This is a genomic window from Planococcus sp. CPCC 101016, assembly GCF_007859295.1.
Classification (GTDB): Bacteria; Bacillota; Bacilli; order Bacillales_A; family Planococcaceae; genus Planococcus.
In genome coordinates this window covers 1465163-1490067 of the sequence record NZ_VOHB01000002.1, presented here as the reverse complement: position 1 = coordinate 1490067, position 24905 = coordinate 1465163, and the positions used below count along the sequence as shown (strand labels likewise).

Below are 24905 nucleotides of genomic sequence, written 5' to 3'. Positions count from 1 at the left end.
AATCGAAAAAGGATTCCCTCCGATTGTATCGGTATGGAAATCCTTTTGCTTTTTTCTTAGTATTCCATAATAATCGGGATAATCATTGGACGGCGCTTTGTCTGCTGGAACAGATAGGAATTCAATGTATCACGAATTTCCTGTTTGATGTTGTTCCATTCGAACGCGTCTTTAGCGACATACTTTTCAACGACCTTGCGAACAAGCTTAGTGGATTCATCCATCAGCTCTTCTGATTCACGGACATAGACAAAGCCGCGCGAAATCATTTCAGGACCGGAAGCAATTTTCTTTTCTTTGCGGTTCAATGTGACCACCACAATAAAAATCCCATCTTGTGACAGCAATTTACGGTCACGCAAGACGATATTTCCTACGTCGCCGATTCCGATTCCGTCAATCAGCACATTGCCTGCTGTAACGCGTCCACTCATGCGTACTTTGCCGCCTTTGTACTCGACGATATCACCTTTATCAGCTATAAAAATTTCGGATTTGTGCAAACCGACTTGTTGAGCCAACTTAGAGTGCGCAATCAGCATTTTGTATTCACCTTGGATAGGGATGAAATACTTCGGTTTCATCATATTCAGCATCATTTTTAAATCTTCCTGGCTGCCGTGACCTGATACGTGGACTTTCTTGCTGGCAGTCAAAACGTTTGCTCCGGCTTTTGCCAGTTTGTTCATCGTTTGGAACATAGGAACTTCCATACCGGGTGATGGTGTGAATGTAATCAATACGGTGTCGGTTTCTTTAATTTTAACATCTTTATGCTGCTTGCGGACCATTTTATCCAATGCTTCAAGCGGCTCTCCCTGGTTGCCCGTAACGATGATGACCACTTCGTCATCGCGGTAGTTTTCCAGGTCTTTCAAGGAAATGACTGTATCTTCGTCAACCGTCAAATAGCCAAGGCGCAAACCGACTTCATAGCTGCTCTCCAGGCTTCTGCCAGCTACTGCGACTTTTTTGCCTGTCGCTGCTGCGATGTCGAATACCTGTTGGATGCGGATAAAGTTAGATGAATACAATGATACAAGTACACGACCTTCTGCTGCCAAGAACGCAGACAAGATATGATCAGCAACAACGATTTCTGACGTAGTATAGCCAGGACGTTCAGCTTCAGTTGAATCAGACAACAGCATCAGTACGCCATCTTCACCCAATTTCGCCATTTTCGCGATGTCCGGCTTGTAGCTTCCTTTAGCTGATTGATCAAATTTAAATTCGCCTGTATGCACAATGGCGCCTTCTGATGTGTGGAAGACGATTCCAAGTGCGTCAGGAATACTATGTGTCGTATGGAAGAACGTCACATGTGTTTTATCAAAATTCATACGGCTCTTATTGGTCACTTCAAAGAATTTCACATGTTTTAAAGAACCTTGCTCTTTAATATGTTCTTTGGCTAATGCAATTGTTAATTTCGATCCATATACAGGAGCCTGGATCTTTTTCAATAAATAAGCGATTGAACCAATTGCATCTTCGTGGCCGTGCGTCAAGAAGACTCCTTTGACACGGTCCTTGTTTTCTTCCAGGAAAGTCATATCTGGAATGACGATATCGACGCCCAGCATCTCATCTTCCGGGAACATCAATCCACTGTCTACTACAAACAGGTCTTCGTCAATTTCTACTACGTACATAGCTTTGCCGATCTCGCCGACGCCGCCTAAAGGGATAACTCGTATTACTTCATTTTTAATTTTACTCAATTTATTTCCTCCTAAAATTCACCCGTACACATCCATAGACTTCATTATACGGGAATCACCGGAAACAGTCCAAAGAAAAAAATAAACCCGCGCAATGGCCGGTTTATTTTAAGGGTTTTGCTCTATTTAAATGATGCTTTCTTCAATTAGAGCTTCTGCTATCTGCACTGAGTTCAATGCTGCGCCTTTGACCAGATTATCTGAAACTACCCATAAGTGAAAACCATTTGGGTTATCCAGGTCCTGACGAATACGGCCAACAAAAACTTCATCCAGGCCAGCTGCCATCAATGGCATTGGGTAAACTTGATTTGATGGGTCGTCCATTAATTCGACGCCTGGCGCATCCACCATTGCTTGTTTGATCTGCTCAACAGTCGCTGTCTCTTCCAGTTCCACATAAACGGATTCTGAATGTCCTGTGACTACTGGCAAGCGCACGCAGGTGGCTGCTACAGCAAGAGAATCGTCGTGCATGATTTTCTTGGTTTCATTGATCATCTTCATTTCTTCAAATGTATAGCCATTATCGGTGAATTGATCAATTTGTGGAATGGCATTGAACGCAATCGGGTAATGCCGTGCAGCCGACTTGACCGGCAGCATGTTTGCTTCTGCATTTTTTGCATTGTCAAAATCACCAGATTGAGTCTTCAATTCATTAATCGCGTCAATACCAGCTCCTGATACGGCCTGATAAGTAGAAACGACAATTTTTGTCATGCCGAACTGCTCTTTTAGCGGCTGCAAAGCGCAGACCATTTGAATTGTGGAACAGTTCGGATTGGCGATAATTCCTTTGTGAAGTCCAAGATCGCTTTTATTTACTTCAGGAACAACCAGCGGCACTTCTTTGTCCATTCTAAACGCACTGGTGTTATCTATAACGACCGCACCACGTTTGACAGCTTCAGGTGCAAACTTTTCTGAAACACTTCCACCTGCACTGAACAGCGCAATGTCGATGCCTTCAAATGATTCTGGTTTCGCTTCCTGAACCGTGAATGTTTTGCCGTTAAAATCGATTTCTTTTCCTGCAGATCGGCTGGAAGATAAAAAGACAATGTCTTTTACCGGAAAATTCCGTTTTTCCAATTGCTCTTTCATTTGTTGGCCGACTGCACCGGTTGCTCCCATTATCGCTACATTATATGTTTTCACAACATTCGCTCCTTCAATGATGATTTGAGTTATTGTAACATAATTTAGCCTGCTAGAGGAATGAAAACTAAAAAAAGCTCCCTTATACCAAGGAAGCTTCTTTCGGACGAATAATCGAAACAGCTGGTGAATCCACGAGTATTTCCAATAGATTCAATACTTTTTCGAGTGATACTTGTTCAATTTGCTGAAGCACTTCATCGTAGGACTGATGCGTACCCAGCAATAATTCATGTCTGCCGTTGCGGCTCATCCGTGCACTGGTGCTCTCAAGCCCAAGCATTAGATTCCCTTTCAACTGTTCTTTGGAATCCATGACTTCTTGCTCTGTAATGCCGCCATTTTTCAATTCCTTCAGTAAAGTCATAATCACCTGCTGCATTTCAGTCATCTGCTCATCCGACGTTCCTCCGTAAATAGCCAAAGTTCCGTGATCGGAATAAGCCGAATGATAGGAGAAGATCGAGTAAGCCAATCCTCGCTGTTCCCTGATTTCCTGGAACAGCCTTGAAGACATTGAGCCTCCGATGATATTGTTTAAAACCGTAATGTTGTAAATATCCGGATTATTTAGAGACAAACCAGGGAATCCCAGGCATAAGTGTCCTTGCTCCGTTTCTTTATTCTTTAACGAATAACCAGCTGTAAAAACGGGCAGTTCGTACTGCTTAGGAATTTCTGGCTTCTCGAAATCACCGAATAAAGCTTCAATTTTCTCTATTAATGCGGGTGTAATATTGCCAGCCACTGAAACAACTGTATTAGACGGCGTGTAATGCCGGTCCATGTAATCGCGGATCTTCTCTGGTGTAAAACTTGCAAGTGTTTCAGTAGTTCCCAGTATCGGTGCACCAATTGAGTTTTGCGGGTACATTACGCGCCATAATTGTTCATGCACATCGTCGTCAGGCATATCTTCCGTCATGCTGATTTCTTCAAGGATGACTTGGCGTTCCTTGTCGAACTCCACGGGATCCATCTGCGAATTAAATAGCATGTCAGCCAATACAGATACTGCGTGCTCTGCATGATGATCCAATACCTTCGCATAGTAGCAAGTATATTCTTTTGAAGTATAAGCATTGATGTCGCCGCCGATGCGATCGAATTCCCGAGCGATTTCCTTGGCTGTCCGAGAATCCGTTCCTTTAAACAGCATATGTTCAATAAAATGGGTAATTCCATTTTCTTCAGGCGCTTCATCGCGGGATCCGTTGTTGACAAAGACACCTACGGCCACGGAGTGAAAATGGGGGATATGTTCAGAAACAATGCGCAATCCATTTTTGCATGTCTGTGTAGTCACCATGTGCATGTTCCTCCTCATAGTAAAAAATTGCCGACAAGGTCGGCAATTTTTACGGTTAATTATTCTTGGTTTTGTTTTTCAGCTGCTTCTTTTTGTTCTTTCAAAACAACCTTACGTGATAAGTTTACACGGCCTTGTCGGTCAATTTCAATTACTTTGACTTGAACAACCTGGTCCATCTTCAGCACATCTTCCACTTCTTTCGTCCGCTCTTCCTGGATTTCAGAAATATGAAGAAGTCCATCTTTGCCTGGGAACAATTCAACGAATGCGCCAAATTTCTCAATGCGTTTCACTTTGCCTTCGTAATACTCGCCGACTTTCGCTTCACGCACGATGTTTTCGATCATCGCTTTCGCTTTCGCGTTCATTTCCTCGTCAACCGATGAAATAAAGATGGTGCCGTCTTGCTCTGTATCGATCTTCACGCCTGTTTCATCGATGATTTTGTTGATCACTTTACCGCCAGGTCCGATAACGTCACGGATCTTGTCAGGGTTGATCTTCACCATAATGATTTTCGGTGCAAATTTAGAAAGAGTTGTTCTTGGTTCAGCAATTGTCGCCAACATCGATTCAAGGATGTGGATACGGCCGATTTGCGCCTGCGCCAATGCTTCTTCCAAGATTTCACGAGAAAGTCCGTCAATTTTAATGTCCATTTGAAGAGCGGTGATGCCTTTGGCAGTACCCGCCACTTTAAAGTCCATATCGCCAAGATAATCTTCCATACCTTGGATGTCAGAGAGCACGGTATAGTTATCGCCTTTTTTAACCAGACCCATTGCGATGCCCGCAACTGGAGCTGATAATGGAACACCGGCATCCATCATCGCAAGCGTTGAAGCACAGATACTTGCCTGCGAAGTCGAACCGTTGGACTCCAATACTTCCGCAACAAGGCGGATGGTGTAAGGGAAATCTTTTTCGTTTGGAATAACCGCTTCAAGTGCACGTTCTCCGAGTGCTCCGTGGCCGATTTCACGGCGTCCAGGTCCACGAAGGAATCCGGTTTCACCAACTGAGAATAACGGGAAATTGTAATGGTGCATAAAGCGTTTCGTATCTTCGATGCCAAGGCCGTCGATGATTTGAACATCCCCTAATGCGCCTAGCGTACAGATACTCATTGCCTGCGTTTGCCCACGAGTGAACAGACCAGAACCGTGTGTACGGTTCAAGATGCCGACTTCAGAAGACAATGCACGGATTTCAGAAGGACCACGGCCATCGGGACGGATTTTTTCGTCTGTAATCAGGCGGCGCACTTCATCTTTAACCATTTTATCAAGAATCTGGCCAGCTTGTTTTTTTACTGCATCATCCGATTCCTCGTATGCCGCCATCGCGCGTGCTTTGACTTCATCAATCGCTTCGTTGCGCGCTTGTTTTTCATTGATTTGGACAGCAGCATTCAAGTCAGCTTCTACAGCTTCTTTAAGTGAGCTTGTCAATTCAGCATCCAATTCATAAAGCTGGATTTCGGTTTTTTCTTTGCCGACTTCTGCAGCAATCTGCTCCTGGAAAGCGATCAACTTTTTGATTTCTTCATGGCCGAACATGATTGCTTCCAAAATGACTTCTTCAGAAACTTCTTTCGCTCCTGCTTCAACCATATTGATCGCATCTTTTGTACCTGCAACCGTCAAGTTGATTGAACTTTGCTCCAACTGGTCATTTGTTGGGTTGATGATGTATTGTCCGTCAATCAATCCTACGATGACACCGGCAATCGGTCCACCGAACGGAATATCGGAAATCATCAAGGCTAGTGAAGAACCGAACATAGCAGCCATTTCAGATGGACAATCCTGATCTACAGACATGACCATTGAAATAACTTGAACTTCGTTACGGAAACCATCCGGGAATAAAGGACGGATCGGACGATCAATCAAACGGCTTGTCAAAGTCGCTTTTTCAGAAGGGCGTCCTTCGCGTTTGATGAATCCGCCTGGAATTTTACCGACAGCGTAAAGACGCTCTTCGTAGTTGACAGTCAATGGGAAAAAGTCCAACGGTTTCGGAGTCTTTGAAGCGGTTGCAGTAGAAAGAACTGCTGTATCACCATAACGGATTAATGCTGCTCCGTTTGCTTGTTTTGCCAATTGGCCGACCTCAACTTGCAATTCACGGCCTGCCCAATCAAGTGTGTAGACTTTTTTTGTTTGCTCCATAATATCGAGCTCCTCTCTATTACCTTGTTTCTCTATCTATATGTATCCATAAGTAGTGTATCAAAAAAGCATCCAGGATGCGATGCGATAAATTAAAGTTTTATCCATAAAGAAAAAGCGGGACGAATCCCGCTTTTACTGTTTGCTATTATCGGCGTAGGCCAAGTCTTGCGATTAATTCGCGGTAACGAGCTACGTCGTTTTCACGAAGGTATTTCAACAAGTTACGACGGCGTCCAACCATTTTGAATAGACCACGACGTGAGTGATGATCTTTTTTGTGAGTACGTAAGTGCTCATTCAAGTTGTTGATGTCTTCTGTAAGAATGGCGATTTGAATTTCTGCAGACCCAGTATCTGTGTCATGCACTTTGTATTCATTGATCAATTCATTTTTACGTTCTTGTGTAATTGCCATACTGTTTCCACCTCCTAATTTCTGATATCCCCAATTACTGAGCAAACGTTGGTGATTCGATTTGCCAAGCAACGGTTTGTACATTCAGTACTCATAAATAATAGCATAAGGCTTTTTCAAAATCAACTGCACTGCCTAATTAATGCCGGCGAAAAACTGCTCAGCCGTCTCTTTGTCACGCTGAATCTGTGCTTTCAACTCATCAATTCCTGAAAATTTCTGTTCATCACGAATTCGTTCATGCCATTCGACTTCCACAATTTCTCCGTAAATGGATTTATCAAAGTCCAGAATATGGACTTCGATGACCTGCTTTTTCACATCCGGATTATTAAAAGTCGGCTTGTAGCCAATATTGCAGACACCGTTGTAGAACTGCCCCTGCACTTGGATCTTCACTGCATAGACGCCGCGGCTAGGTACAACCGCACCTAGCTCGGGTTCTACATTGGCTGTCGGAAAGCCGATGGTGCGGCCTCGTTTATCTCCATTGACTACAGTGCCCAATACACGGAACGGCCTGCCCAATAAATGGCACACTTCTTCAACTCCGCCTTGCTTCAGTAATTCACGGATACGGGTTGAACTGATTTTTTCATCGCCATCTTCCAGCTTATCCACGACGGTGACGCCATACTGGCCTTCACCGATTTGCTTCATCAAAGCCATATCTCCTTTACCTTTGCTGCCGAAGGAAAAATCAAATCCTGCAGTGACATGGACAACACCAAGGTCTTTAATGAAGTATTCGATAAACTGTTCAGGTGTTAGTTTGGCGAACTCAGACGTAAAACGAACGATAAAGCAATAATCGACACCCATCTCGTCCAGAATTTCCATTTTTTGCTGCATCGGCGTAATGTAAAAGACTTCTTCCTTTCGTCCTCCCAACACCAATGAAGGATGGGGATCGAAAGTCATGACCGCAGACTTGATACCTTTGTTCTGGGCTTGAGCAATTGCTTCCCCTATGACACGCTGATGCCCTTTATGTACCCCGTCAAAAAACCCGAGCGCCAGTGATAGTGGCCCAGTTTCGAAATCAGGTTTTAAATGAACCGGATAGCTTAAATGAATAATTTTCATACTACACCTCGTCCGCTGTCGGAAAACCGAACATTTTTTCAGGTTTCATCTTGTCCGCTTTTTCAGGGTGGTTTTTATAAAGTGCAACAGGAACTCCCTGATACGTCAGGACCACAAATCCCATCTGATCCAGTATGGCATGACGCGCCAAAACTTGGCCATTTTTCACAGCAAAAATCTGTTTCGATTCAATTTCCATGAAAGGAAACGCACTTAAGCCGTAGCTGAGCGGTTTCAAAATGTTACCGATAACTCCATTTTGAGCAAGTTCGGCCACTTCGGCAAGTGTTACGCAATCCTTTTTGCTGAATTTACCGGATTCTGTCCTTGTCAGCCTCGACATATGTGCAGGATATCCCAAGGCTTGACCGATTTGCACTGCCAGCGTCCGAATATAAGTTCCTTTGCCGCAGCGGATACGGATATTGAATTTAATATTCTGCCCTGTCCATTGCTGATCGTCGTCCAGCAACTCGATTGAGTCGATTCGCACAATACGTTCGGGCCGCTCAACAGCAATTCCCTGTCGTGCATATTCATAAAGCTTTTTCCCATTCACTTTGACTGCGGAATACATTGGTGGAATCTGTTTGATATTTCCTGTCAACTGAAGCAGCACCGCAGCAACTTGATTACGTGTAATACTCTTATCAGAAGCATCCGTGTCGACTGTCTCACCTGTCGCATCTTCTGTTTCTGTTGAGTAGCCGATGGTCACTTCGGCTTCATAGGTCTTACCTTGATCCGTAATATACTCAGCCACTTTGGTAGTATTCCCGATACAGATCGGCAATACGCCATCCACTTCGGGATCTAATGTCCCGGTATGTCCGACTTTTTTCGTCTGAAGAATCTTTCTCAGTTTAAAGACACAGTCGTGAGAGGTCATTCCTTTTTCTTTCCATAATGGTAAAATTCCGTTCAGCGCCATAATCCATAGCTCCTTTGCTTGATGCAAAAAAAAGCCCGCTATCTGAGATAGACAGCAGGCTTTATTTTTAATCTTCTTTTGGTTCTTGAATATCACGCAATAAGGTATCGATGCGATTGCCGTATGCAACCGATGAATCGATTTCAAAAGACAATTCAGGAGTTTTACGGAGACGGATCCGCTGTCCGATTTCGGAACGGATGAATCCTTTTGACTTCGTTAACCCAAGCAATGTCTGTTCTTTTGCGTGGTCTTCGCCTAAAACGCTGATATATACAGTTGCCTGCTGGAGATCCCCTGTAACTTCAACATCTGTTACAGTGACAAATCCGATACGTGGATCTTTCAGTTTTCTGCTGATGATATCACTGAGCTCTTTTTTCATCTGCTCAGCTACACGATTCGCGCGCATTGTCATTGCTAATCCACCTCGTTCTTACAAATATTCTTTTTCAATCTCCAAGCATTCCCATGCAGGATTGCTTTCCAAATAGTAGAGAACTTGTGCCATTTCTTTATCTGCCATTTCTTTCGATGAAGAAACGATTACAAAGGCAAGGCGAGTTCGCTGCCAAACATTTTGGTGTTCAATCTCTGCTGCGGAAACGTTGAATTTTTGTCTGCTGCGGGTCAGCATGCTTTTCACGACTGCCCGCTTATCTTTTAACGAATGGGCCGTTGGAATGAAAAATTCGCATTCCATGTAGAGGATCATTTACGTTCGATTTCTTCCATAACGTACGCTTCAATGATGTCCATTTCTTTCATGTCGTTGAAGTTTTTAACGGTAATCCCGCATTCGTAGCCTTTTGCTACTTCTTTTGCATCGTCTTTAAAGCGTTTCAATGTATCAATTTCGCCTTCGAACACAACAATGCCTTCACGGATTACACGGACGCCGCTATCTCTAGTAATTTTACCTTCAGTTACATAACTTCCGGCAATTGTTCCGACTTTAGAAACTTTAAACGTACTGCGGACTTCAGCTTGGCCAATGATTTTCTCTTCGAATTCAGGGTCAAGCAAGCCTTTCATAGCAAATTCAATTTCTTCAATCACTTTGTAGATGATGCGGTGCAAGCGAATATCAACGCCTTCAGCTTCAGCAGCACGTTTCGCATTAGCATCCGGACGAACGTTAAAACCGATAACGATGGCATTTGATGCAGCAGCCAATGAAATATCAGATTCCGTGATGGCGCCAGCGCCAGTGTGGATGATTTTCACATTGACACCTTCTACGTCAATTTTAAGAAGAGATGCTGCCATGGCTTCAACGGCTCCTTGAACGTCAGCTTTGACGATCAAGTTCAATTCTTTCATTTCGCCTTGTTTCAATTGATCAAACAAGTTATCAAGCGTGACACGTGTTTTTTCAGAACGCTGGACTTGAAGCGCTGAAGTTGCACGGGTTTCGCCCACTTGGCGAGCTGTTTTTTCATCTTCGAAGACAACAAAACGGTCTCCAGCTTGAGGTACATCATTCAAACCAGTGATTTCAACTGGCGTAGATGGGCCCGCTTCTTTCACACGGCGGCCAATATCCGATACCATAGCACGGACACGTCCGAACGTATTACCGACAACAATCGGGTCTCCCACTTTTAAAGTTCCGTCTTGTACTAGAAGGGTTGCTACTGAACCGCGGCCTTTGTCAAGCTCGGCTTCAATAACTGTACCAATTGCACGGCGTGCAGGGTTGGCTTTTAACTCCCCAACTTCCGATACAAGCAAGATCATTTCAAGCAATGAATCGATGCCTTCTCCTTTTAAAGCGGAAATCGGAACGAAAATCGTTTCGCCGCCCCAAGCTTCAGGAACCAATCCATGTTCTGTCAATTCTTGCATTACGCGATCAGGGTTTGCACTCGGCTTATCCATTTTGTTGACCGCGATGATGATCGGCACTTCTGCTGCTTTAGCATGGTTGATTGCTTCAACCGTTTGAGGCATAACACCGTCATCTGCTGCAACAACAATAATTGCAAGGTCTGTCACTTTTGCTCCACGTGCCCGCATCGTAGTAAAGGCTGCGTGGCCCGGAGTATCAAGGAAAGTGATTTTCTTGCCATTATCGACAACCTGGTAAGCACCGATATGCTGCGTAATGCCGCCTGCTTCTCCAGCAGTTACTTTCGTATGGCGGATTGAATCCAGCAATGTTGTTTTACCATGGTCAACGTGTCCCATAATCGTAACGACTGGCGGACGTTCTTCGTTCAGGTTTTCATCTTCTGGTTCAAAGTAGACTTCAAGATCCGTTTTATCCACTAAGATCTCTTCTTCAACTTCAACCTCGTACTCTGCACAGATCAATTCGATTGCATCTTTATCCAATTCTTGGTTAATGGTAGCCATTACACCAAGCATAAACAATTTTTTGATGATTTCAGAAGGCTCGCGCCCTAATTTTTTTGCAAGTTCCGCTACCGTCAATGACTCGCTGAAAGTAATTTTAGCCGGCAATTCTTTTTCTTTTTTAGGCATTGGCGGCAACGGATTCACTGGTTGCTGTTGCTTTCCTTTACGGTTGCGGTTTTGGAAGCCATTGCGGTTTCCGCCACCTGGACGGCCTGAAGAACGCTGGCCAGGACCTGCTGTAGGTTTGGCTGCCTTTGGCGTAAAGTTCGAACCTGATTTTGCTGGTGCTGTTGGTCGTTGGCCATTCCCTTGCGAACGGGATTGTCCTTGACTCGGCGCTGCCGCTGGTTTTGATTGGCTTTGACCGGATGGGCGTGACTGGCCGCCTTGTGATGGGCGTGATTGTCCTTGGCTTGACGGACGTGACTGGCCGCCTTGTGACGGACGTGACTGTCCTTGACTTGATGGACGTGACTGACTGCCTTGAGATGGACGCGATTGCCCTTGATTTGACGGACGTGATTGTGCTTGTGGACGCTGTCCAGCTGTACCACTCTTATAGATGCTGTCTAACTTCGATACAGCATTGTCTTCCAATGTTGCCATATGGTTTTGCACCGTAATATTATGTTTAGACAACTCATTAATAATCTCTTTACTTGGCTTGTCTACCTTCTTAGCATACTCATGTACTCGAATTTTGGTCATCTGCTCGCCCCCGATTAATTTCTTCGAATAAGCTGGTTATTTTTTTCGCAAACCCTTTATCGGTGATTGCAATCACTACCCGCTCTTCTTTGCCTATCGCATGTCCCAACTCGAAACGGGATCCAAAAACGTGCAAATCCACTCCATACGATTTGCATTTGTCATGCAATTTTTTACTGGTATTATCTGAAGCATCTTCAGAGACAATCACTAATTTCGCTTTGCCTTTTCGAACTTCGTTTACTGTCATTTCTTCACCGGAAATGGTCATACGCGCACGTGTGGCCAATCCCAGTAATTGAAGAATTTTTTGTTTAGTCATTATTTCAACTGCTCTCTGAGAACGACGCGAGTTAACTCATCATAGATTTCGTCTGGAATTTTAACTTCCAATTGCTTATCCAGCACTTTCTTTTTACGCGCAGTCGCGATGGCATCTTCCGATTTCGAAAGGTATGCGCCGCGTCCTGATTTTTTGCCCGTCAAATCGACAGATACTTCGCCTTCTTTTGAACGGACAACGCGGATCATTTCTTTTTTAGGATGCATCTCGCCTGTAGCTACACACTTCCGTAATGGAATTTTCTTTTGCAGAGCCAACGGACATCACCTTTTCTACATTATTCTTTTTCTTCGTAAAAATCAAAGTCATCCAGTTCTTCTCCGGATTCGACTAATTCAATGTCAGCATTCGGGTTCGGATAGATCCCAAGTTCCCGAGCATCTGTTTCACTCTTGATATCGATTTTCCAACCTGTCAATTTCGCAGCCAAGCGGGCATTTTGTCCGCGCTTGCCAATTGCAAGAGATAATTGATAGTCAGGAACGACAACCGTAGTCGATTTCGCTTCTTCATTCACCTGCACATCCAATACTTTGGATGGGCTTAGTGCATTTGCGACAAATACGACAGGTTCTTCAGACCATTCGACGATGTCAATTTTCTCTCCACTCAACTCATTGACGATTGTCTGAACACGGCCGCCTTTAGATCCGACACATGAACCCACAGGATCAATGTCATCACGGTGAGCAAAAACTGAGATTTTTGAACGATCTCCTGCTTCACGTGCAATTGACTTGATCTCAACAATGCCATCGTAGATTTCAGGTACTTCGTTTTCAAACAAACGGCGAAGCAGTCCTGGATGTGTACGGGACACAAAGACTTGAGGTCCGCGTGTCGTACGTTCCACTTTTGTAATATACACTTTGATACGGTCATGCGGTTTGTAATGTTCATTCGGCATTTGCTCTGTCTGCGGAAGTACAGCTTCTACTTTGCCAAGGCCAACATACAAATTACGTGCATCCATCCGCTCGACGATGCCGTTGACGATATCGTCTGCACGATCAACGAACTCTTCAAAAATCAGACCTCGCTCGGCTTCACGTACGCGTTGTGTTACTACTTGTTTCGCTGTCTGTGCAGCAATACGCCCAAAGTTGCGCGGCGTCACTTCTTCTTCAACAACATCCCCAAGCTCGTAGGCCGGGTTGATCACTTGCGCATCTTCCAATGAAATCTGCAAGCGATCATCTTCGACTGCCTCTACAACGTCTTTACGAGAATAGACCAGCATTGTTCCAGTGTTCAAGTTTAAATCTACACGAACATTCTGTGCTTGGTTAAAATTCCGTTTGTATGCCGTTACCAATGCAGCTTCTATCGCTTCAATCAGGACTTCACGCGAAATCCCCTTTTGTTTCTCCAATACTTCAAAAGCATCCAATAACTCACTGCTCATTTTATTCACTCCCAGGTTCTTCAATCAGGTTTAACAGAAAAATCAATGGCCAAACGGATCACTGCAATCTTATCTTTCGGGATGTTGATTATTTTTCTGCGTGTTTTGATCTTGATTTCAATTTCTACTTGTTCATCATCATAAGACTTTAAATACCCTTCAAACTCTTTCGCATCTTCAACCGGCTCATAGGTTTTGATGTAAATAAACTTACCGATAGCTTTTTCGTAATCTTTTTCCTTCTTCAATGGCCGTTCTGCACCCGGTGAAGAAACTTCCAGGAAATAGTTTTGTTCGATTGGATCTAGCTGATCCAGAATTTCACTTAGCTTTTCACTAACCAAAGCACATTGATCAATATCAATAGGCGCTTCCGGATTGTCTACATATACCCGTAAAAACCAGTTGCGTCCTTCTTTTAAGAATTCCACATCTACAAGTTCCAGTGCTAATTCACTGGTGATGGGCTGTACTATCTTCTCGATTTGTTCTGTAATTTTGCTCATACATGCCTCCCGCCAATTTTATGCCATAACAAACAGAAAAGAGCGGGAGAACCCACTCTTCTGCGACAGAGCTATCAGTAAATGTTACTACAATAATACCACAAATAGCGCTATGGTGCAACTGACTAGAACAAGGACAGCTGGTTGGCTTCTGGCATCCCTTCCAGGCACCCATGATCGTCCATGTATTCGATGATTGTTTTCGACACGCGTCCGCGTTGCTGAAGATCTTCCTTAGAGAGGAATTCCCCATGCTCGCGGGCAGCTACAATCGATTTCGCTGCGTTGGTACCTAATCCTGGGATGGCATTGAACGGAGGAATCAGGCTATTGCCGTCAATGATAAACTGGTCGGCAGATGATTTATACAGATCCACCTTCTGGAAGGTATAGCCGCGTTCCACCATTTCCAGCGTCAATTCCATAACCGTTAACAAATTTTTCTCTTTTGTTGAAGCTTCCAATCCTTTGGCATTGATTTCATCGATTTTGGCACGGATCGAATGCGATCCTTTTGCCATGGCATTAACATCAAAATCTTCCGCACGGACCGTAAAGTAAGCGGCGTAATAAAGAACCGGGAAATGCACTTTAAAATAGGCAATCCGCACGGCCATCAGTACGTATGCCGCAGCGTGTGCTTTCGGGAACATGTACTTGATTTTCTTGCAGGATTCGATATACCAGTTCGGTACGCCCTCTTTCTTCATCGCTTCCTCAAACTCTGGGGTCAAACCCTTCCCTTTACGGACAGACTCCATAATTTTAAATGCCAATGAAGATTCAAGTCCCTGGTAAATCAGATAGACCATGATGTCATCCCGGCAGCCGATTACATCGGACAGCTGGCACGTTCCATTTTGAATCAATTCCTGCGCATTGCTCAGCCAGACATCCGTTCCATGGGATAGTCCCGAAATCTGGACCAGCTCGGAGAACGTATTCGGTTTCGTTTCCTCCAGCATTTGGCGGACAAAGCGTGTACCGAATTCCGGAATGCCGAGCGTTCCGGTTTTACAGCCGATTTGCTCTTTGGTTACCCCGAGAGATTCTGGCCCTGCAAAAATTTTCATTACTTCCGGATCATCAGTTGGGATGGTCTTCGGATCAATGCCTGACAGATCCTGCAGCATGCGGATAACGGTTGGATCATCGTGACCGAGTATATCCAGCTTCAACAGATTATCGTGGATCGAGTGGAAATCAAAATGCGTCGTTTTCCATTCTGAATCCTGAGCATCCGCCGGGAACTGAATCGGTGAGAAGTCATAAATGTCCATATAGTCCGGAACAACGATAATTCCTCCTGGATGCTGTCCGGTGCTGCGCTTAACTCCTGAACAACCTTGCACAAGACGGTCGATTTCTGCACCTCGCAAGGTCATGTCACGATCATTGGCGTAGCCTCGAACATAACCATAAGCTGTTTTTTCAGCCACTGTACCAATCGTACCCGCCCGGAAAACATTATCTTCCCCAAATAGTTCTTTCGTATAATTATGGGCTTTCGACTGATATTCACCACTGAAGTTCAAATCGATATCGGGAACTTTGTCGCCTTTAAATCCTAGGAAGGTTTCAAACGGTATATCCTGTCCTTCTTTTTGATAAGGAATATCACAATCTGGGCAATTTTTGTCTTTCAAATCAAAGCCGGAGCCAACAGATCCATCATCAAAAAACTCTGATTTCTTGCATTTTCTGCAAATGTAATGCGGTGGCAACGGGTTTACTTCCGTAATTTCAGTCAGCGTTGCAACCAGTGAAGATCCAACCGATCCACGAGAACCAACCAAGTAACCATCATCCAGGGATTTTTTTACGAGTTTATGTGAAATCAAATAAATAACTGCAAATCCATGTCCGATGATAGACTTCAACTCTTTCTCAATACGCGCTTCTACAATTTCAGGCAACGGTGCACCGTAAATCTGATGAGCCATGTTATAGCTCAACTCCCGCACTTCTTCATCGGCACCTTCAATTTTCGGCGTATACAATTCATCTTTGATTGGTTTAACCACATCAATCATCTCTGAAATTTTTACCGAGTTTTCCACAACGAGTTCATGTGCTGTCTCAGCGCCTAAAAAGTCGAAGGCATCCAGCATTTCATTGGTCGTTCTAAAATGCACTTTAGGCAATTTGTGACGGTTCAGCGGATTGGCTCCACCTTGAGAGCCAACCAGTACTTGACGAAAAATCGCATCCGTCTCGTCCAAGTAATGGACATTTCCAGTAGCAACTAAAGGAATTTCCAATTTGCGGCTGACTTTCACTAACTTACGGATGATATCTTCTAAATTCCATTCATCCCGGATCATCTCCCGTTCAATCAAATGAGAGTAAACCTCTTTAGGATGAACTTCCATGTAATCATAGAATTGAGCGGTCTTTTCGACTTCTTCCATCGATTTTTGCATAACCGCTTCAAATACTTCGCCTTTATCACAGCCCGAACCAACCAGCAGCCCTTTTCGGTGCCTTTGCAGCAGTGAACGCGGAATTCGCGGCACCCGGTAGAAATAATCGATATGCGAAGCAGACACCAGCTTAAACAGGTTTTTCAGCCCTTCGTCATTTTGGGCAAGCAGCGTACAATGCGTTGGCCGTGAGCGTTTATAGGCATCGCCGCTGCCGACATAGTCGTTAATCTGATCGTGATATAAAATGCCTTTTTGGTCGGCTTCTTTTAACAAATGCGTCAGTAAGTATGAGGTGGCTTCGGTATCATAAATCGCCCGGTGATGCTGGGTCAGCTCAATGCCGAACTTTTTGGCTAAGGTATTCAACCGGTGATTTTTCAGTTCCGGATGTAACATACGCGCCAGTTCCAATGTATCAATGGTAGCATGCTTCGTATCAATGCCGTATTTTTTGTAGCAGACATACAAGAAGCCCATATCAAATGAAGCATTGTGGGCAACCATAATATGGTCTCCTGCCCACTCATGGTATTTACGGATCACTTCTTCCACTTCCGGTGCATTCTTGACCATATCATCAGTTATTCCGGTCAAATCAATCGTTGTAGATGACAGCTCATGGTGCGGATTCGCGAAGCTTTCAAATTTATCGATGATCTGGCCGCCTTTAATCTTCACTGCCGCCAATTCGATAATGGTGTCGTATACTGCTGACAAGCCCGTCGTTTCCAAGTCAAACACCACAAAAGTTTCATCTTCCAATAACACATGGCGCTCTTCATAAGCAATCGGAACCCCATCATCGACTAAATTCGCTTCCAAGCCAAAAATCGCTTTAATGCCATGCTTCTTGCTGGCAGCATAAGCATCCGGGAATGATTGCACACCGGCGTGATCTGTAATCGCAATTGCCGGGTGCCCCCATCTGGCTGCCTGGCTAACAAGAGATTCGACAGACGAAACTGCGTCCATTTGGCTCATCGGCGTATGCAGATGCAGCTCGACTCGCTTCTCTTCGGCTGTATCTTGGCGAAGCACGGGTTTGATTTCCACCATATCCTGCGCCATCATCACCAAGTCGCGAACAAAAGTATCGGTCTGGATTGAACCGCGCGCTTTCAGCCACATGCCTTTTTTGGCATTTGCCATCAATTCAGCATCTTCCTTGTCACGCGAGAACATTTTCACAAGAATGGAATCGGTATAGTCCGTGATTTTAACGGTAAGCAAGGAACGTCCGCTCCGCAGTTCTCTTACTTCCGCATCAAATACATAACCTTCAATTGTTACACGGCGTTCTTCATCGACAATGGATTTAATCTCTGAAATGGCTTCGTCCGGCTTAATGGCTGTACCCATTTGGAATGGTCCGGATGGCGTGCCGTTCTCTTTGCGATCTGTTTCCCGTTTTTTCATATCAGACAGCGCTTTTTTCGCCATTTCCTCTTCTTCGCGCATGCGTTCAGCCATAAAGGCTGCATGTGCCGCTTCCTGATTTTCATCAGACAACTGAAAATCGATGGATACGTGAGGGAAACCGAACTGGCGGTATACTTCAGCTAATTTATCGCTGTATTTTGATTTCAGTGCCATCATTTCGTGTTCATGATTGCATTGTAATAGCAATTTATTGCCGTTCCAAATAGGCGCTTGAGACAACAGCCGTTCACGCAAAGGCGGAGCCATATCTGCCAGTTCTTCAACGGCATATTTCCAATAGGCCAAGACCAGGTCTTCTTGAGCTGTCTCCTGTGTTGACTCAATATTTAACTGTATGGAAGCAATCGGTGAAAACGTGCTGTATAAGCGTTCTTTTAATAATAAGTACAAATCGAGCGGCAGGATATTCTTTAGTTTCACAAGAAATTTCCAGGACCGTTCTTTTTTATGGACGGTCATCCGAGTCAGTTCAGCCTCTTCGAAAAAGGGCATATGTACATCGTCCGTTAAGTCGAGATGCTGAAGCAGCAACTTAAATCGCATCTTAGAATCTTGCTGGTTTGTCATAATTATCCCCTTCGTGGTAGTGATTTAAGAAAAGCGCAAGGGCTTATTACTTCTGGGTGCTGGTATTTAAGCACTTTATAAGTTTACTTACTTGTTAAAAATGAAATATGTTCTTCTGCAGCTACTCCGCAAACCAAGGTTCGCCTGGAGCGAGTTATTCACTTCTACCTTTTAATAGCAACACTTCTTCTTTAGTTCAGTTTATTGAGCAAAGAACTAAAAGTGACATTTCCAGAAGAAAGCAGAAAAAGAAAGGAAAGTACAGTTGTACTTTCCTTTCATCATATCAGATTTTGCTGTTATTTTTTAAAAAACTGCTGCAATTGATGGAGCAATTCTTCACGCGCCCATTCAAAAGTTTCACCTGTCCGCCGTATTTTGACTTCAAGAATTCCTTCAGAAGCTTTCTTCCCAATGGTGATGCGGATTGGCAAACCGATTAAGTCTGCATCTGTAAATTTCACGCCTGCACGTTCCTTGCGGTCATCAAGCAGCACTTCATAGCGATTTGATTTCAGTAAAGAGTAAAGTTCTTCACCTAGCTCACGCTGTGCATCATCTTTAACATTGACTGGAACCAAGTGCACTTCATAAGGCGCAACAACATCCGGCCACGTGAAGCCGTTGTCGTCCTGGAATTGTTCAGCGACTGCAGCCAATACACGAGACACGCCGATTCCATAGCAGCCCATGATATATGGCATTGCTTTGCCTTGATCATTCAGGAACGTCCCTTTAAGCGGAATGCTGTAGGTAGTGCCTAATTTGAAAATATGTCCCACTTCAATGCCTTTGGCAAATTGAATAGTCCCTTGACCATCCGGAGAAGCGTCGCCTTCCTGAATAAAGCGAAGATCGTGATAGGCAGGAACTGTAAAGTCTTTTCCAGGAGTGACATTCTTATAATGGAATCCATTTTCGTTAGCGCCGGTTACTCCGTTGACTATGCTTTCAACTGCATGATCGGCAAATATGCGTACATCTTCAGGCAAACTAATCGGACCAAGAGATCCGATGTCACATGATAATAACTGCTGTACTTCTTCTGCTGTCGCCATCTCTACGACTTTGGCACCCGTTGCATGTTTCACTTTGACGTCATTTATATCGTGGTCGCCTCTTGCCAAAACGATGACCAATTCTTCATCCGCTTTGAAAACCAAAGTTTTGATGCATTTCTCAGCAGTAGTTCCTAAGAAATTAGCTACATCAGCAATGGTGTTCTTGCCTGGAGTTTCCACTTTTTCTCTCGTTTCAGGAGTTTCATCTGACACTGGATAAGATACGTTGACCGCAGCCATTTCGATATTCGCTGCATAGGAAGAACTGTCAGAATATGCAATCGTATCTTCTCCGATTTCAGACAGCACCATAAATTCATGGTTATCTTTACCTCCGATTGCACCGGAATCTGCAATAACTGCACGGAAATTCAATCCAAGGCGTGTAAAGATATTGGTGTATGCCTGCATCATGACATCATAAGTCTCATCTAGACTTTCAGAAGTGGCATGGAATGAGTAAGCATCTTTCATCAAGAATTCGCGGCCACGCAACAATCCAAAGCGCGGACGTTTTTCGTCTCTAAATTTCGATTGGATCTGAAACAGATTTAAAGGGAGCTTTTTATAGGATTTGATTTCATCACGCAGCAGGCTAGTGATAACTTCTTCATGCGTAGCTCCTAAAGCAAATTCTCTATCGTTGCGGTCTTTCAAACGCATCAATTCGTCGCCGTAAGAATACCAGCGCCCTGATTCTTGCCATAGTTCTGCTTGTTGAAGAGCGGGCATGAAGATTTCAACACTGTTTGCAGCTTCCATTTCTTCACGAATAACGGTTTCAACTTTTTGAAGCACACGTTTGCCAAGCGGAAGGAATGAATAGATGCCGCTAGTATTTTGGCGAATAAATCCTGCCCGTAGTAATAGCTGATGCGATCTTACTTCTGCATCGGCTGGAGTTTCACGTAAAGTAGGGATAAAAGTTGCTGTTTGTTTCATTCCAGAATACACCTCAACTGACTATAGAATTTTTATTGATGAATTAAAAGTTCAGGACAGGCAATGATTATTGCCTGTCCGGTAATGCTTAAGTGTTTATATTAAAAGAAATACTTTTGGATATCGTTCCAGGTGACAACGATCATCAACAGCATAAGCAACATGATGCCGACAAAATGGACCATTCCTTCTTTTTGCCGATCAACCGGTTTGCCGCGCACCGCCTCAAGTATGAAGAACATCAGACGTCCACCATCCAATGCCGGAAGCGGCAGCAAGTTCATAATGCCGAGATTAATGCTGAGCATGCCTGCCCAACTCATTAAGGTAAAGAATCCATATTTCGCCACTTCTTCAGTGGTCTTATAAATTCCCACTGGACCTGATAATGCATCAATTGTAAATTGGCCAGTTACAAGCATTCCTAATAGACGGAAGATCTCTTTGAACCAAAACACAGTCTGTTCAGCGCCGTAAACAAATGATCCAAGGAAATCTTTTTCTACTGGGCTTTGGTAAAGGACACCGATTACACCGACCGGTTCCGGTGATTCTTCTGATACTTCAGGAGTGATAGTAAAACTTAATGGTTCTCCGTTGCGTTCTACTTCGAAATCTAGTGGATTGCCGGCATTATTCTGAACCGATTCAACCAGTTCGTCCCATGTGCCGATCGGATTCCCTTCAATTTCAGTAACCAGATCGCCATTTTGCATTCCAGCTTCAGCTGCTGGACTTTCTTCGGTCACTTCAGTGATTACCGGTTCAAAAGTTGGGATTCCTTGCATCATACCAAGTGCTGTGAAGATTAGGAAAGCCAAGATGAAGTTGAATAACGGTCCAGCAAAAATAGTCATAAATCGCTTTCCAACTGTTTTTGAATCAAACTGTCTGTCGTAAGGAGCCAAAATGGTCTCTCTGCCATTCTCCTCAACCACCGCATCACGTGCAACTTCAATGCGTACCAGCTTTTCTTCTTCATCATACCCTTTAATCCACAGTTCTTTTTCCAAATCCGCTTCCTCTACTTCAAGAAACAGAATATCCGGATAAACATGCTTTTGGTTCATGATAATTTTTTTGGCTTTGCCTTCTTTGTTTAATAGAACGCCAATGCGATGACCTGCTTGAAGGTGGATGGTATCCATGTCTTCGCCTGCCATGCGCACATAGCCCCCTATGGGCAACAAGCGCAAAGTATAAAGAGTTTCTCCTTTAGTAATACCTAAAATTTTTGGTCCCATGCCAATTGCGAATTCACGGACAAGAATACCGGACCGCTTAGCAAAAAGAAAATGACCAAATTCATGGAAAAATACTAAAGCACCGAAAATTATTATAAACGAAATAACTGTTTCCATATTGAACCCACCTTTATAAAGAGAAACTCGCTCAGCACGACTTTTCAGTCCTATTGAGTGTTAGTTGATCTACTGACCGTTAAAGCGGGATAAACTTATTCGGTTTTGATCTTTAGTTATTTTAGCATGTTTTTTACAGATTTTCTTGTCTCAGCATCTACATGCAAAATCGTTTCAAGATCAGGATTAGCCAAGACCTCATGCTGATCCATAGCGCGCTCGATCATTTCCTCAATTTGCAGGAATTTGATTTGTTCGTTAAGGAATAAAGCTACAGCCTGCTCATTGGCAGCATTTAGAACCGTCGTCATGGTCCCTCCTGCAATACCGGCATCAAAAGCCAGCTGCAAAGCACGGAAACGCCCGAAATCCATTTCCTGGAAATTCAACTTTCCAATTTCCGCTAGATTCAATCTTTTTGCCTGTGGCCGTGGAAGGCGATCTGGATAAGATAAGGCATATTGGATCGGCACCCGCATGTCAGGCGTTCCCAACTGAGCCATGACGCTGGTATCGTGAAATTCAACCATGGAATGGATAATACTTTCACGGTGGAGCACTACATCAATATCTGCATACGCGAAATCAAAAAGAACATGCGCTTCGATGACCTCAAGGCCTTTGTTGACCATCGTAGCGGAATCAATGGTGATTTTCGATCCCATTGACCAGTTTGGATGGTTCAACGCATCTTGCACGGTAACGTTTTTCAACTGTTCGCGGGTCAAATCACGGAAGCTTCCGCCAGATGCCGTCAAAATCAGCCGGCTGGCTTGGCCAATCTTTTCGCCATTCAATGACTGAAATAGCGCTGAATGTTCACTGTCAACTGGGAGAATGACCGCACCGTAATGCTTCGCACTGTCCATTACCAGATGGCCGGCAGTTACCAACGTTTCTTTATTGGCTATTGCGATTGTACGGCCCAGCTTAATTGCTTCAAGCGTCGGTTCAAGACCCACACTGCCAAGAACTGCATTGACCAGAATATCCGCATCGTAGACGGCAATCTCTGAGAGACCTTCAGCTCCCGTAACAAACGAGACAGCCGGAAACTCCACTTTCAATGCTTTAGCATCTTCAGCTCGCTGGACACAAACTATTTCAGGTTTGAACTCAGCGATCAATTTGCGGGTGATGTCCATATTTTTTCCGGCAGAAAATCCAATCAATGAAAATTCTTGCGGATGTTCGCGGATAATATCAGCTGTCTGTACACCGATTGAACCGGTTGCACCCAGCAGGATGATTTTCTTAACCATTCAGCAATTTCCTCTCTTAGATGAAATGTAGTAAGTGAAGCAAAGGCATTACAAACAAAATGCTGTCAAAGCGATCCAAAATTCCACCATGCCCCGGCAAAATTGACCCCGAATCTTTTACATTGAAATGACGTTTTAATGCAGATTCTACCAAATCACCCATTTGTCCAAAAATAGAAGCGATAATGGTTACGATGATGATCAGGAAGATCGAATGATTTAATGGAATGAAGTAATTAAAAATCAATGCGATTCCAATCGCCCAAATGATTCCTCCTATAAACCCTTCAACCGTTTTATTGGGTGAAATTTCTGGCCATAGTTTCCGCTTTCCAATCTTGCGGCCGGTGAAATAAGCACCTGAATCGGTAAACCAGACGACAAGCAATGCAAAGATCAAGAAACTAAGGCTCGCTTCGCGTGTTTCGATGAAATAATAGAACCCGATGCCTACATATAATGTGCCTAGAACAGCAAAGGCAGCATCATCAAAAGTGAAACTATTTTTCACGATTACTGTATGTATTAATAAGAGAATGACGGCTAGAAATGCAAACTCAATTTTTTCATAGCCCGTCCATTCGTACATCTGGACTGCCCATTGATCGGGCAGCATAAATGCATAAAGCGCCAATAGAGAAATAAGGCCGGGAATGCTCATCAAGCTCCGGCCCTTCATTTTCAAAAGCTCCTGCAATGCTACTGTGCCCAGTAAATAAACAAGCAAGATAAACGGGACGCCTCCATAGATGACAAAAGGGATGAAAAGAGCCGCTGCGATGACGCCCGTTATAATCCTTTGTTTCATTTCACTTCGTCTCCTTTCAACCCTCCATACCGGCGATTGCGCTTCTGGTAATTTTCAATCGCTTCCAGTAAGGAATCTTCGTTAAAGTCGGGCCATAAGGTTTCCGTGAACCAAAACTCCGTGTAGGCCAATTGCCAAAGCATAAAATTGCTCAACCGGACTTCTCCGCTTGTGCGAATGAGTAAATCCGGTTCGGGCATACCTTTGGTCATGAGCCCTCCCGAAATAAGATCTTCGTTGATATCACAGACATCCAATGTTCCTGCAGCTACTTGCGCTGCGATATCTTTTACAGCGTCAACAATTTCTGCACGGCTGCCGTAATTCAAAGCGAAGTTCAGGACAAGCCCTGTATTATCTTTCGTTGCCTCTTTTGCTTTCTTTATAGCTCTGAGCGTGTGCAAAGGCAAATTATGGTGATATCCCATCATCTCTACCCGCACGTTTTCTTCTATTAATTCCGGAAGAAAAGTCGTTAGAAACTCTTCGGGCAAACGCATCAAAAAATCCACCTCGATTTTTGGCCGTTTCCAGTTCTCAGTGGAAAATGCATACAAGGTCAATACACTTACCCCAAGTTCGTTGGCAAGCTTCGTCACTTTTCGGACCGTTTTCATTCCTTCGTGATGACCCGCAACTCGTGGAAGCGAACGTTTTTTTGCCCAACGTCCATTGCCGTCCATGATGATCGCAATATGAGCCGGAACTGCTTCGTTCGAAATCAAAACTGAGCGATCCCCATTTTCCAAGACCAAATCAGTATTTCGTTTTAATAGTTTATTAAACATAATTAATCCTCCACCTATTACAAATCGGCATGTCTATTGCTTATCATATCAAAAAAAACGGCATTGTGCGCTTCTTTAAAGAGACTGCGTTAATTTTTGGCATGAAAAAGCGTCCTGCTTA

Annotated in this window: 20 protein-coding genes; all 20 read right to left on the bottom strand. The window is 44.0% G+C overall.

Annotated features, from left to right (window positions below; translation table 11 throughout):
- Window positions 1-56 precede the first annotated feature (56 nt).
- The 20 genes from FQV26_RS06895 to FQV26_RS06800 all read right to left on the bottom strand — a co-directional run bounded on the left by FQV26_RS06895 (window position 57) and on the right by FQV26_RS06800 (window position 24784).
- Window positions 57-1724 carry a ribonuclease J gene (locus tag FQV26_RS06895; protein ID WP_146556646.1) on the bottom strand — a complete coding sequence of 556 codons (1668 nt, stop codon included), beginning with the start codon at window positions 1722-1724 and terminating at the stop codon, window positions 57-59.
- Between the two features lie 126 nt (window positions 1725-1850).
- A complete protein-coding gene (locus tag FQV26_RS06890; RefSeq protein WP_397431012.1) occupies window positions 1851-2861 on the bottom strand; it encodes an aspartate-semialdehyde dehydrogenase in 1011 nt (336 codons plus the stop codon).
- A 106-nt stretch (window positions 2862-2967) separates the two neighbouring features.
- Window positions 2968-4194, bottom strand: coding sequence for a M16 family metallopeptidase (locus FQV26_RS06885; RefSeq protein WP_146556642.1), 1227 nt, complete (start codon window positions 4192-4194; stop codon window positions 2968-2970).
- A 59-nt stretch (window positions 4195-4253) separates the two neighbouring features.
- Window positions 4254-6371 carry a polyribonucleotide nucleotidyltransferase gene (gene pnp, locus FQV26_RS06880; RefSeq protein ID WP_146556640.1) on the bottom strand — a complete coding sequence of 706 codons (2118 nt, stop codon included), beginning with the start codon at window positions 6369-6371 and terminating at the stop codon, window positions 4254-4256.
- A 148-nt stretch (window positions 6372-6519) separates the two neighbouring features.
- Window positions 6520-6789, bottom strand: a complete 270-nt coding sequence (rpsO, locus tag FQV26_RS06875) for a 30S ribosomal protein S15 (RefSeq protein WP_084245326.1) — start codon at window positions 6787-6789, stop codon at window positions 6520-6522.
- Between the two features lie 135 nt (window positions 6790-6924).
- Complete coding sequence (gene ribF, locus FQV26_RS06870; RefSeq protein WP_146556638.1) at window positions 6925-7875, bottom strand: riboflavin biosynthesis protein RibF; 951 nt, start codon at window positions 7873-7875, stop codon at window positions 6925-6927.
- Between the two features lies 1 nt (window position 7876).
- Complete coding sequence (gene truB, locus FQV26_RS06865) at window positions 7877-8806, bottom strand: tRNA pseudouridine(55) synthase TruB (protein ID WP_146556636.1); 930 nt, start codon at window positions 8804-8806, stop codon at window positions 7877-7879.
- A gap of 67 nt (window positions 8807-8873) precedes the next feature.
- Window positions 8874-9224 carry a 30S ribosome-binding factor RbfA gene (rbfA, locus tag FQV26_RS06860; protein WP_008430880.1) on the bottom strand — a complete coding sequence of 117 codons (351 nt, stop codon included), beginning with the start codon at window positions 9222-9224 and terminating at the stop codon, window positions 8874-8876.
- An 18-nt stretch (window positions 9225-9242) separates the two neighbouring features.
- Window positions 9243-9521 carry a DUF503 domain-containing protein gene (locus FQV26_RS06855; RefSeq protein WP_146556634.1) on the bottom strand — a complete coding sequence of 93 codons (279 nt, stop codon included), beginning with the start codon at window positions 9519-9521 and terminating at the stop codon, window positions 9243-9245.
- Window positions 9518-11875 (bottom strand): translation initiation factor IF-2, encoded by a 2358-nt coding sequence (infB, locus tag FQV26_RS06850; protein ID WP_146556632.1) that lies wholly within the window; start codon window positions 11873-11875, stop codon window positions 9518-9520. The genes FQV26_RS06855 and infB overlap by 4 nt, the downstream gene beginning before the upstream one ends.
- Window positions 11853-12197 carry a YlxQ family RNA-binding protein gene (locus tag FQV26_RS06845; protein ID WP_146556630.1) on the bottom strand — a complete coding sequence of 115 codons (345 nt, stop codon included), beginning with the start codon at window positions 12195-12197 and terminating at the stop codon, window positions 11853-11855. Before FQV26_RS06845 ends, infB begins: the two co-directional genes overlap by 23 nt.
- Window positions 12197-12475, bottom strand: a complete 279-nt coding sequence (gene rnpM / locus FQV26_RS06840) for an RNase P modulator RnpM (protein ID WP_146556628.1) — start codon at window positions 12473-12475, stop codon at window positions 12197-12199. Before rnpM ends, FQV26_RS06845 begins: the two co-directional genes overlap by 1 nt.
- A 20-nt stretch (window positions 12476-12495) precedes the next feature.
- Complete coding sequence (gene nusA, locus FQV26_RS06835; RefSeq protein WP_146556627.1) at window positions 12496-13623, bottom strand: transcription termination factor NusA; 1128 nt, start codon at window positions 13621-13623, stop codon at window positions 12496-12498.
- 20 nt (window positions 13624-13643) lie between these two features.
- Window positions 13644-14129 carry a ribosome maturation factor RimP gene (rimP, locus tag FQV26_RS06830; protein WP_146556625.1) on the bottom strand — a complete coding sequence of 162 codons (486 nt, stop codon included), beginning with the start codon at window positions 14127-14129 and terminating at the stop codon, window positions 13644-13646.
- A gap of 125 nt (window positions 14130-14254) precedes the next feature.
- A complete protein-coding gene (locus FQV26_RS06825) occupies window positions 14255-18562 on the bottom strand; it encodes a PolC-type DNA polymerase III (RefSeq protein WP_146556623.1) in 4308 nt (1435 codons plus the stop codon).
- 299 nt (window positions 18563-18861) lie between these two features.
- Window positions 18862-20565: a proline--tRNA ligase gene (locus FQV26_RS06820; protein WP_146556621.1), complete on the bottom strand. Its 1704-nt coding sequence runs from the start codon at window positions 20563-20565 to the stop codon at window positions 18862-18864.
- 101 nt (window positions 20566-20666) lie between these two features.
- A complete protein-coding gene (rseP, locus tag FQV26_RS06815) occupies window positions 20667-21926 on the bottom strand; it encodes an RIP metalloprotease RseP (protein WP_146556619.1) in 1260 nt (419 codons plus the stop codon).
- A gap of 116 nt (window positions 21927-22042) precedes the next feature.
- Window positions 22043-23188, bottom strand: coding sequence for a 1-deoxy-D-xylulose-5-phosphate reductoisomerase (gene dxr / locus FQV26_RS06810; RefSeq protein WP_146556616.1), 1146 nt, complete (start codon window positions 23186-23188; stop codon window positions 22043-22045).
- 16 nt (window positions 23189-23204) lie between these two features.
- Window positions 23205-23996, bottom strand: a complete 792-nt coding sequence (locus tag FQV26_RS06805; protein WP_146556614.1) for a phosphatidate cytidylyltransferase — start codon at window positions 23994-23996, stop codon at window positions 23205-23207.
- Window positions 23993-24784, bottom strand: coding sequence for an undecaprenyl pyrophosphate synthase (locus tag FQV26_RS06800; protein ID WP_146556612.1), 792 nt, complete (start codon window positions 24782-24784; stop codon window positions 23993-23995). Before FQV26_RS06800 ends, FQV26_RS06805 begins: the two co-directional genes overlap by 4 nt.
- Window positions 24785-24905: the final 121 nt, after the last annotated feature.

Coding starts and splice junctions, on each gene's coding strand:
- rpsO (WP_084245326.1), bottom strand. CDS start 6,789: ATGGCAATTACACAAGAACGTAAAAATGAATTGATCAATGAATACAAA.
- dxr (WP_146556616.1), bottom strand. CDS start 23,188: ATGGTTAAGAAAATCATCCTGCTGGGTGCAACCGGTTCAATCGGTGTA.
- nusA (WP_146556627.1), bottom strand. CDS start 13,623: ATGAGCAGTGAGTTATTGGATGCTTTTGAAGTATTGGAGAAACAAAAG.
- FQV26_RS06800 (WP_146556612.1), bottom strand. CDS start 24,784: ATGTTTAATAAACTATTAAAACGAAATACTGATTTGGTCTTGGAAAAT.
- rbfA (WP_008430880.1), bottom strand. CDS start 9,224: ATGACAATGCGCGCGAATCGTGTAGCTGAGCAGATGAAAAAAGAGCTC.
- FQV26_RS06885 (WP_146556642.1), bottom strand. CDS start 4,194: ATGGTGACTACACAGACATGCAAAAATGGATTGCGCATTGTTTCTGAA.
- FQV26_RS06845 (WP_146556630.1), bottom strand. CDS start 12,197: ATGACTAAACAAAAAATTCTTCAATTACTGGGATTGGCCACACGTGCG.
- rimP (WP_146556625.1), bottom strand. CDS start 14,129: ATGAGCAAAATTACAGAACAAATCGAGAAGATAGTACAGCCCATCACC.
- ribF (WP_146556638.1), bottom strand. CDS start 7,875: ATGAAAATTATTCATTTAAGCTATCCGGTTCATTTAAAACCTGATTTC.
- rseP (WP_146556619.1), bottom strand. CDS start 21,926: ATGGAAACAGTTATTTCGTTTATAATAATTTTCGGTGCTTTAGTATTT.
- FQV26_RS06890 (WP_397431012.1), bottom strand. CDS start 2,861: ATGGGAGCAACCGGTGCAGTCGGCCAACAAATGAAAGAGCAATTGGAA.
- FQV26_RS06825 (WP_146556623.1), bottom strand. CDS start 18,562: ATGACAAACCAGCAAGATTCTAAGATGCGATTTAAGTTGCTGCTTCAG.
- FQV26_RS06855 (WP_146556634.1), bottom strand. CDS start 9,521: ATGATCCTCTACATGGAATGCGAATTTTTCATTCCAACGGCCCATTCG.
- infB (WP_146556632.1), bottom strand. CDS start 11,875: ATGACCAAAATTCGAGTACATGAGTATGCTAAGAAGGTAGACAAGCCA.
- pnp (WP_146556640.1), bottom strand. CDS start 6,371: ATGGAGCAAACAAAAAAAGTCTACACACTTGATTGGGCAGGCCGTGAA.
- truB (WP_146556636.1), bottom strand. CDS start 8,806: ATGGCGCTGAACGGAATTTTACCATTATGGAAAGAAAAAGGAATGACC.
- FQV26_RS06805 (WP_146556614.1), bottom strand. CDS start 23,996: ATGAAACAAAGGATTATAACGGGCGTCATCGCAGCGGCTCTTTTCATC.
- FQV26_RS06820 (WP_146556621.1), bottom strand. CDS start 20,565: ATGAAACAAACAGCAACTTTTATCCCTACTTTACGTGAAACTCCAGCC.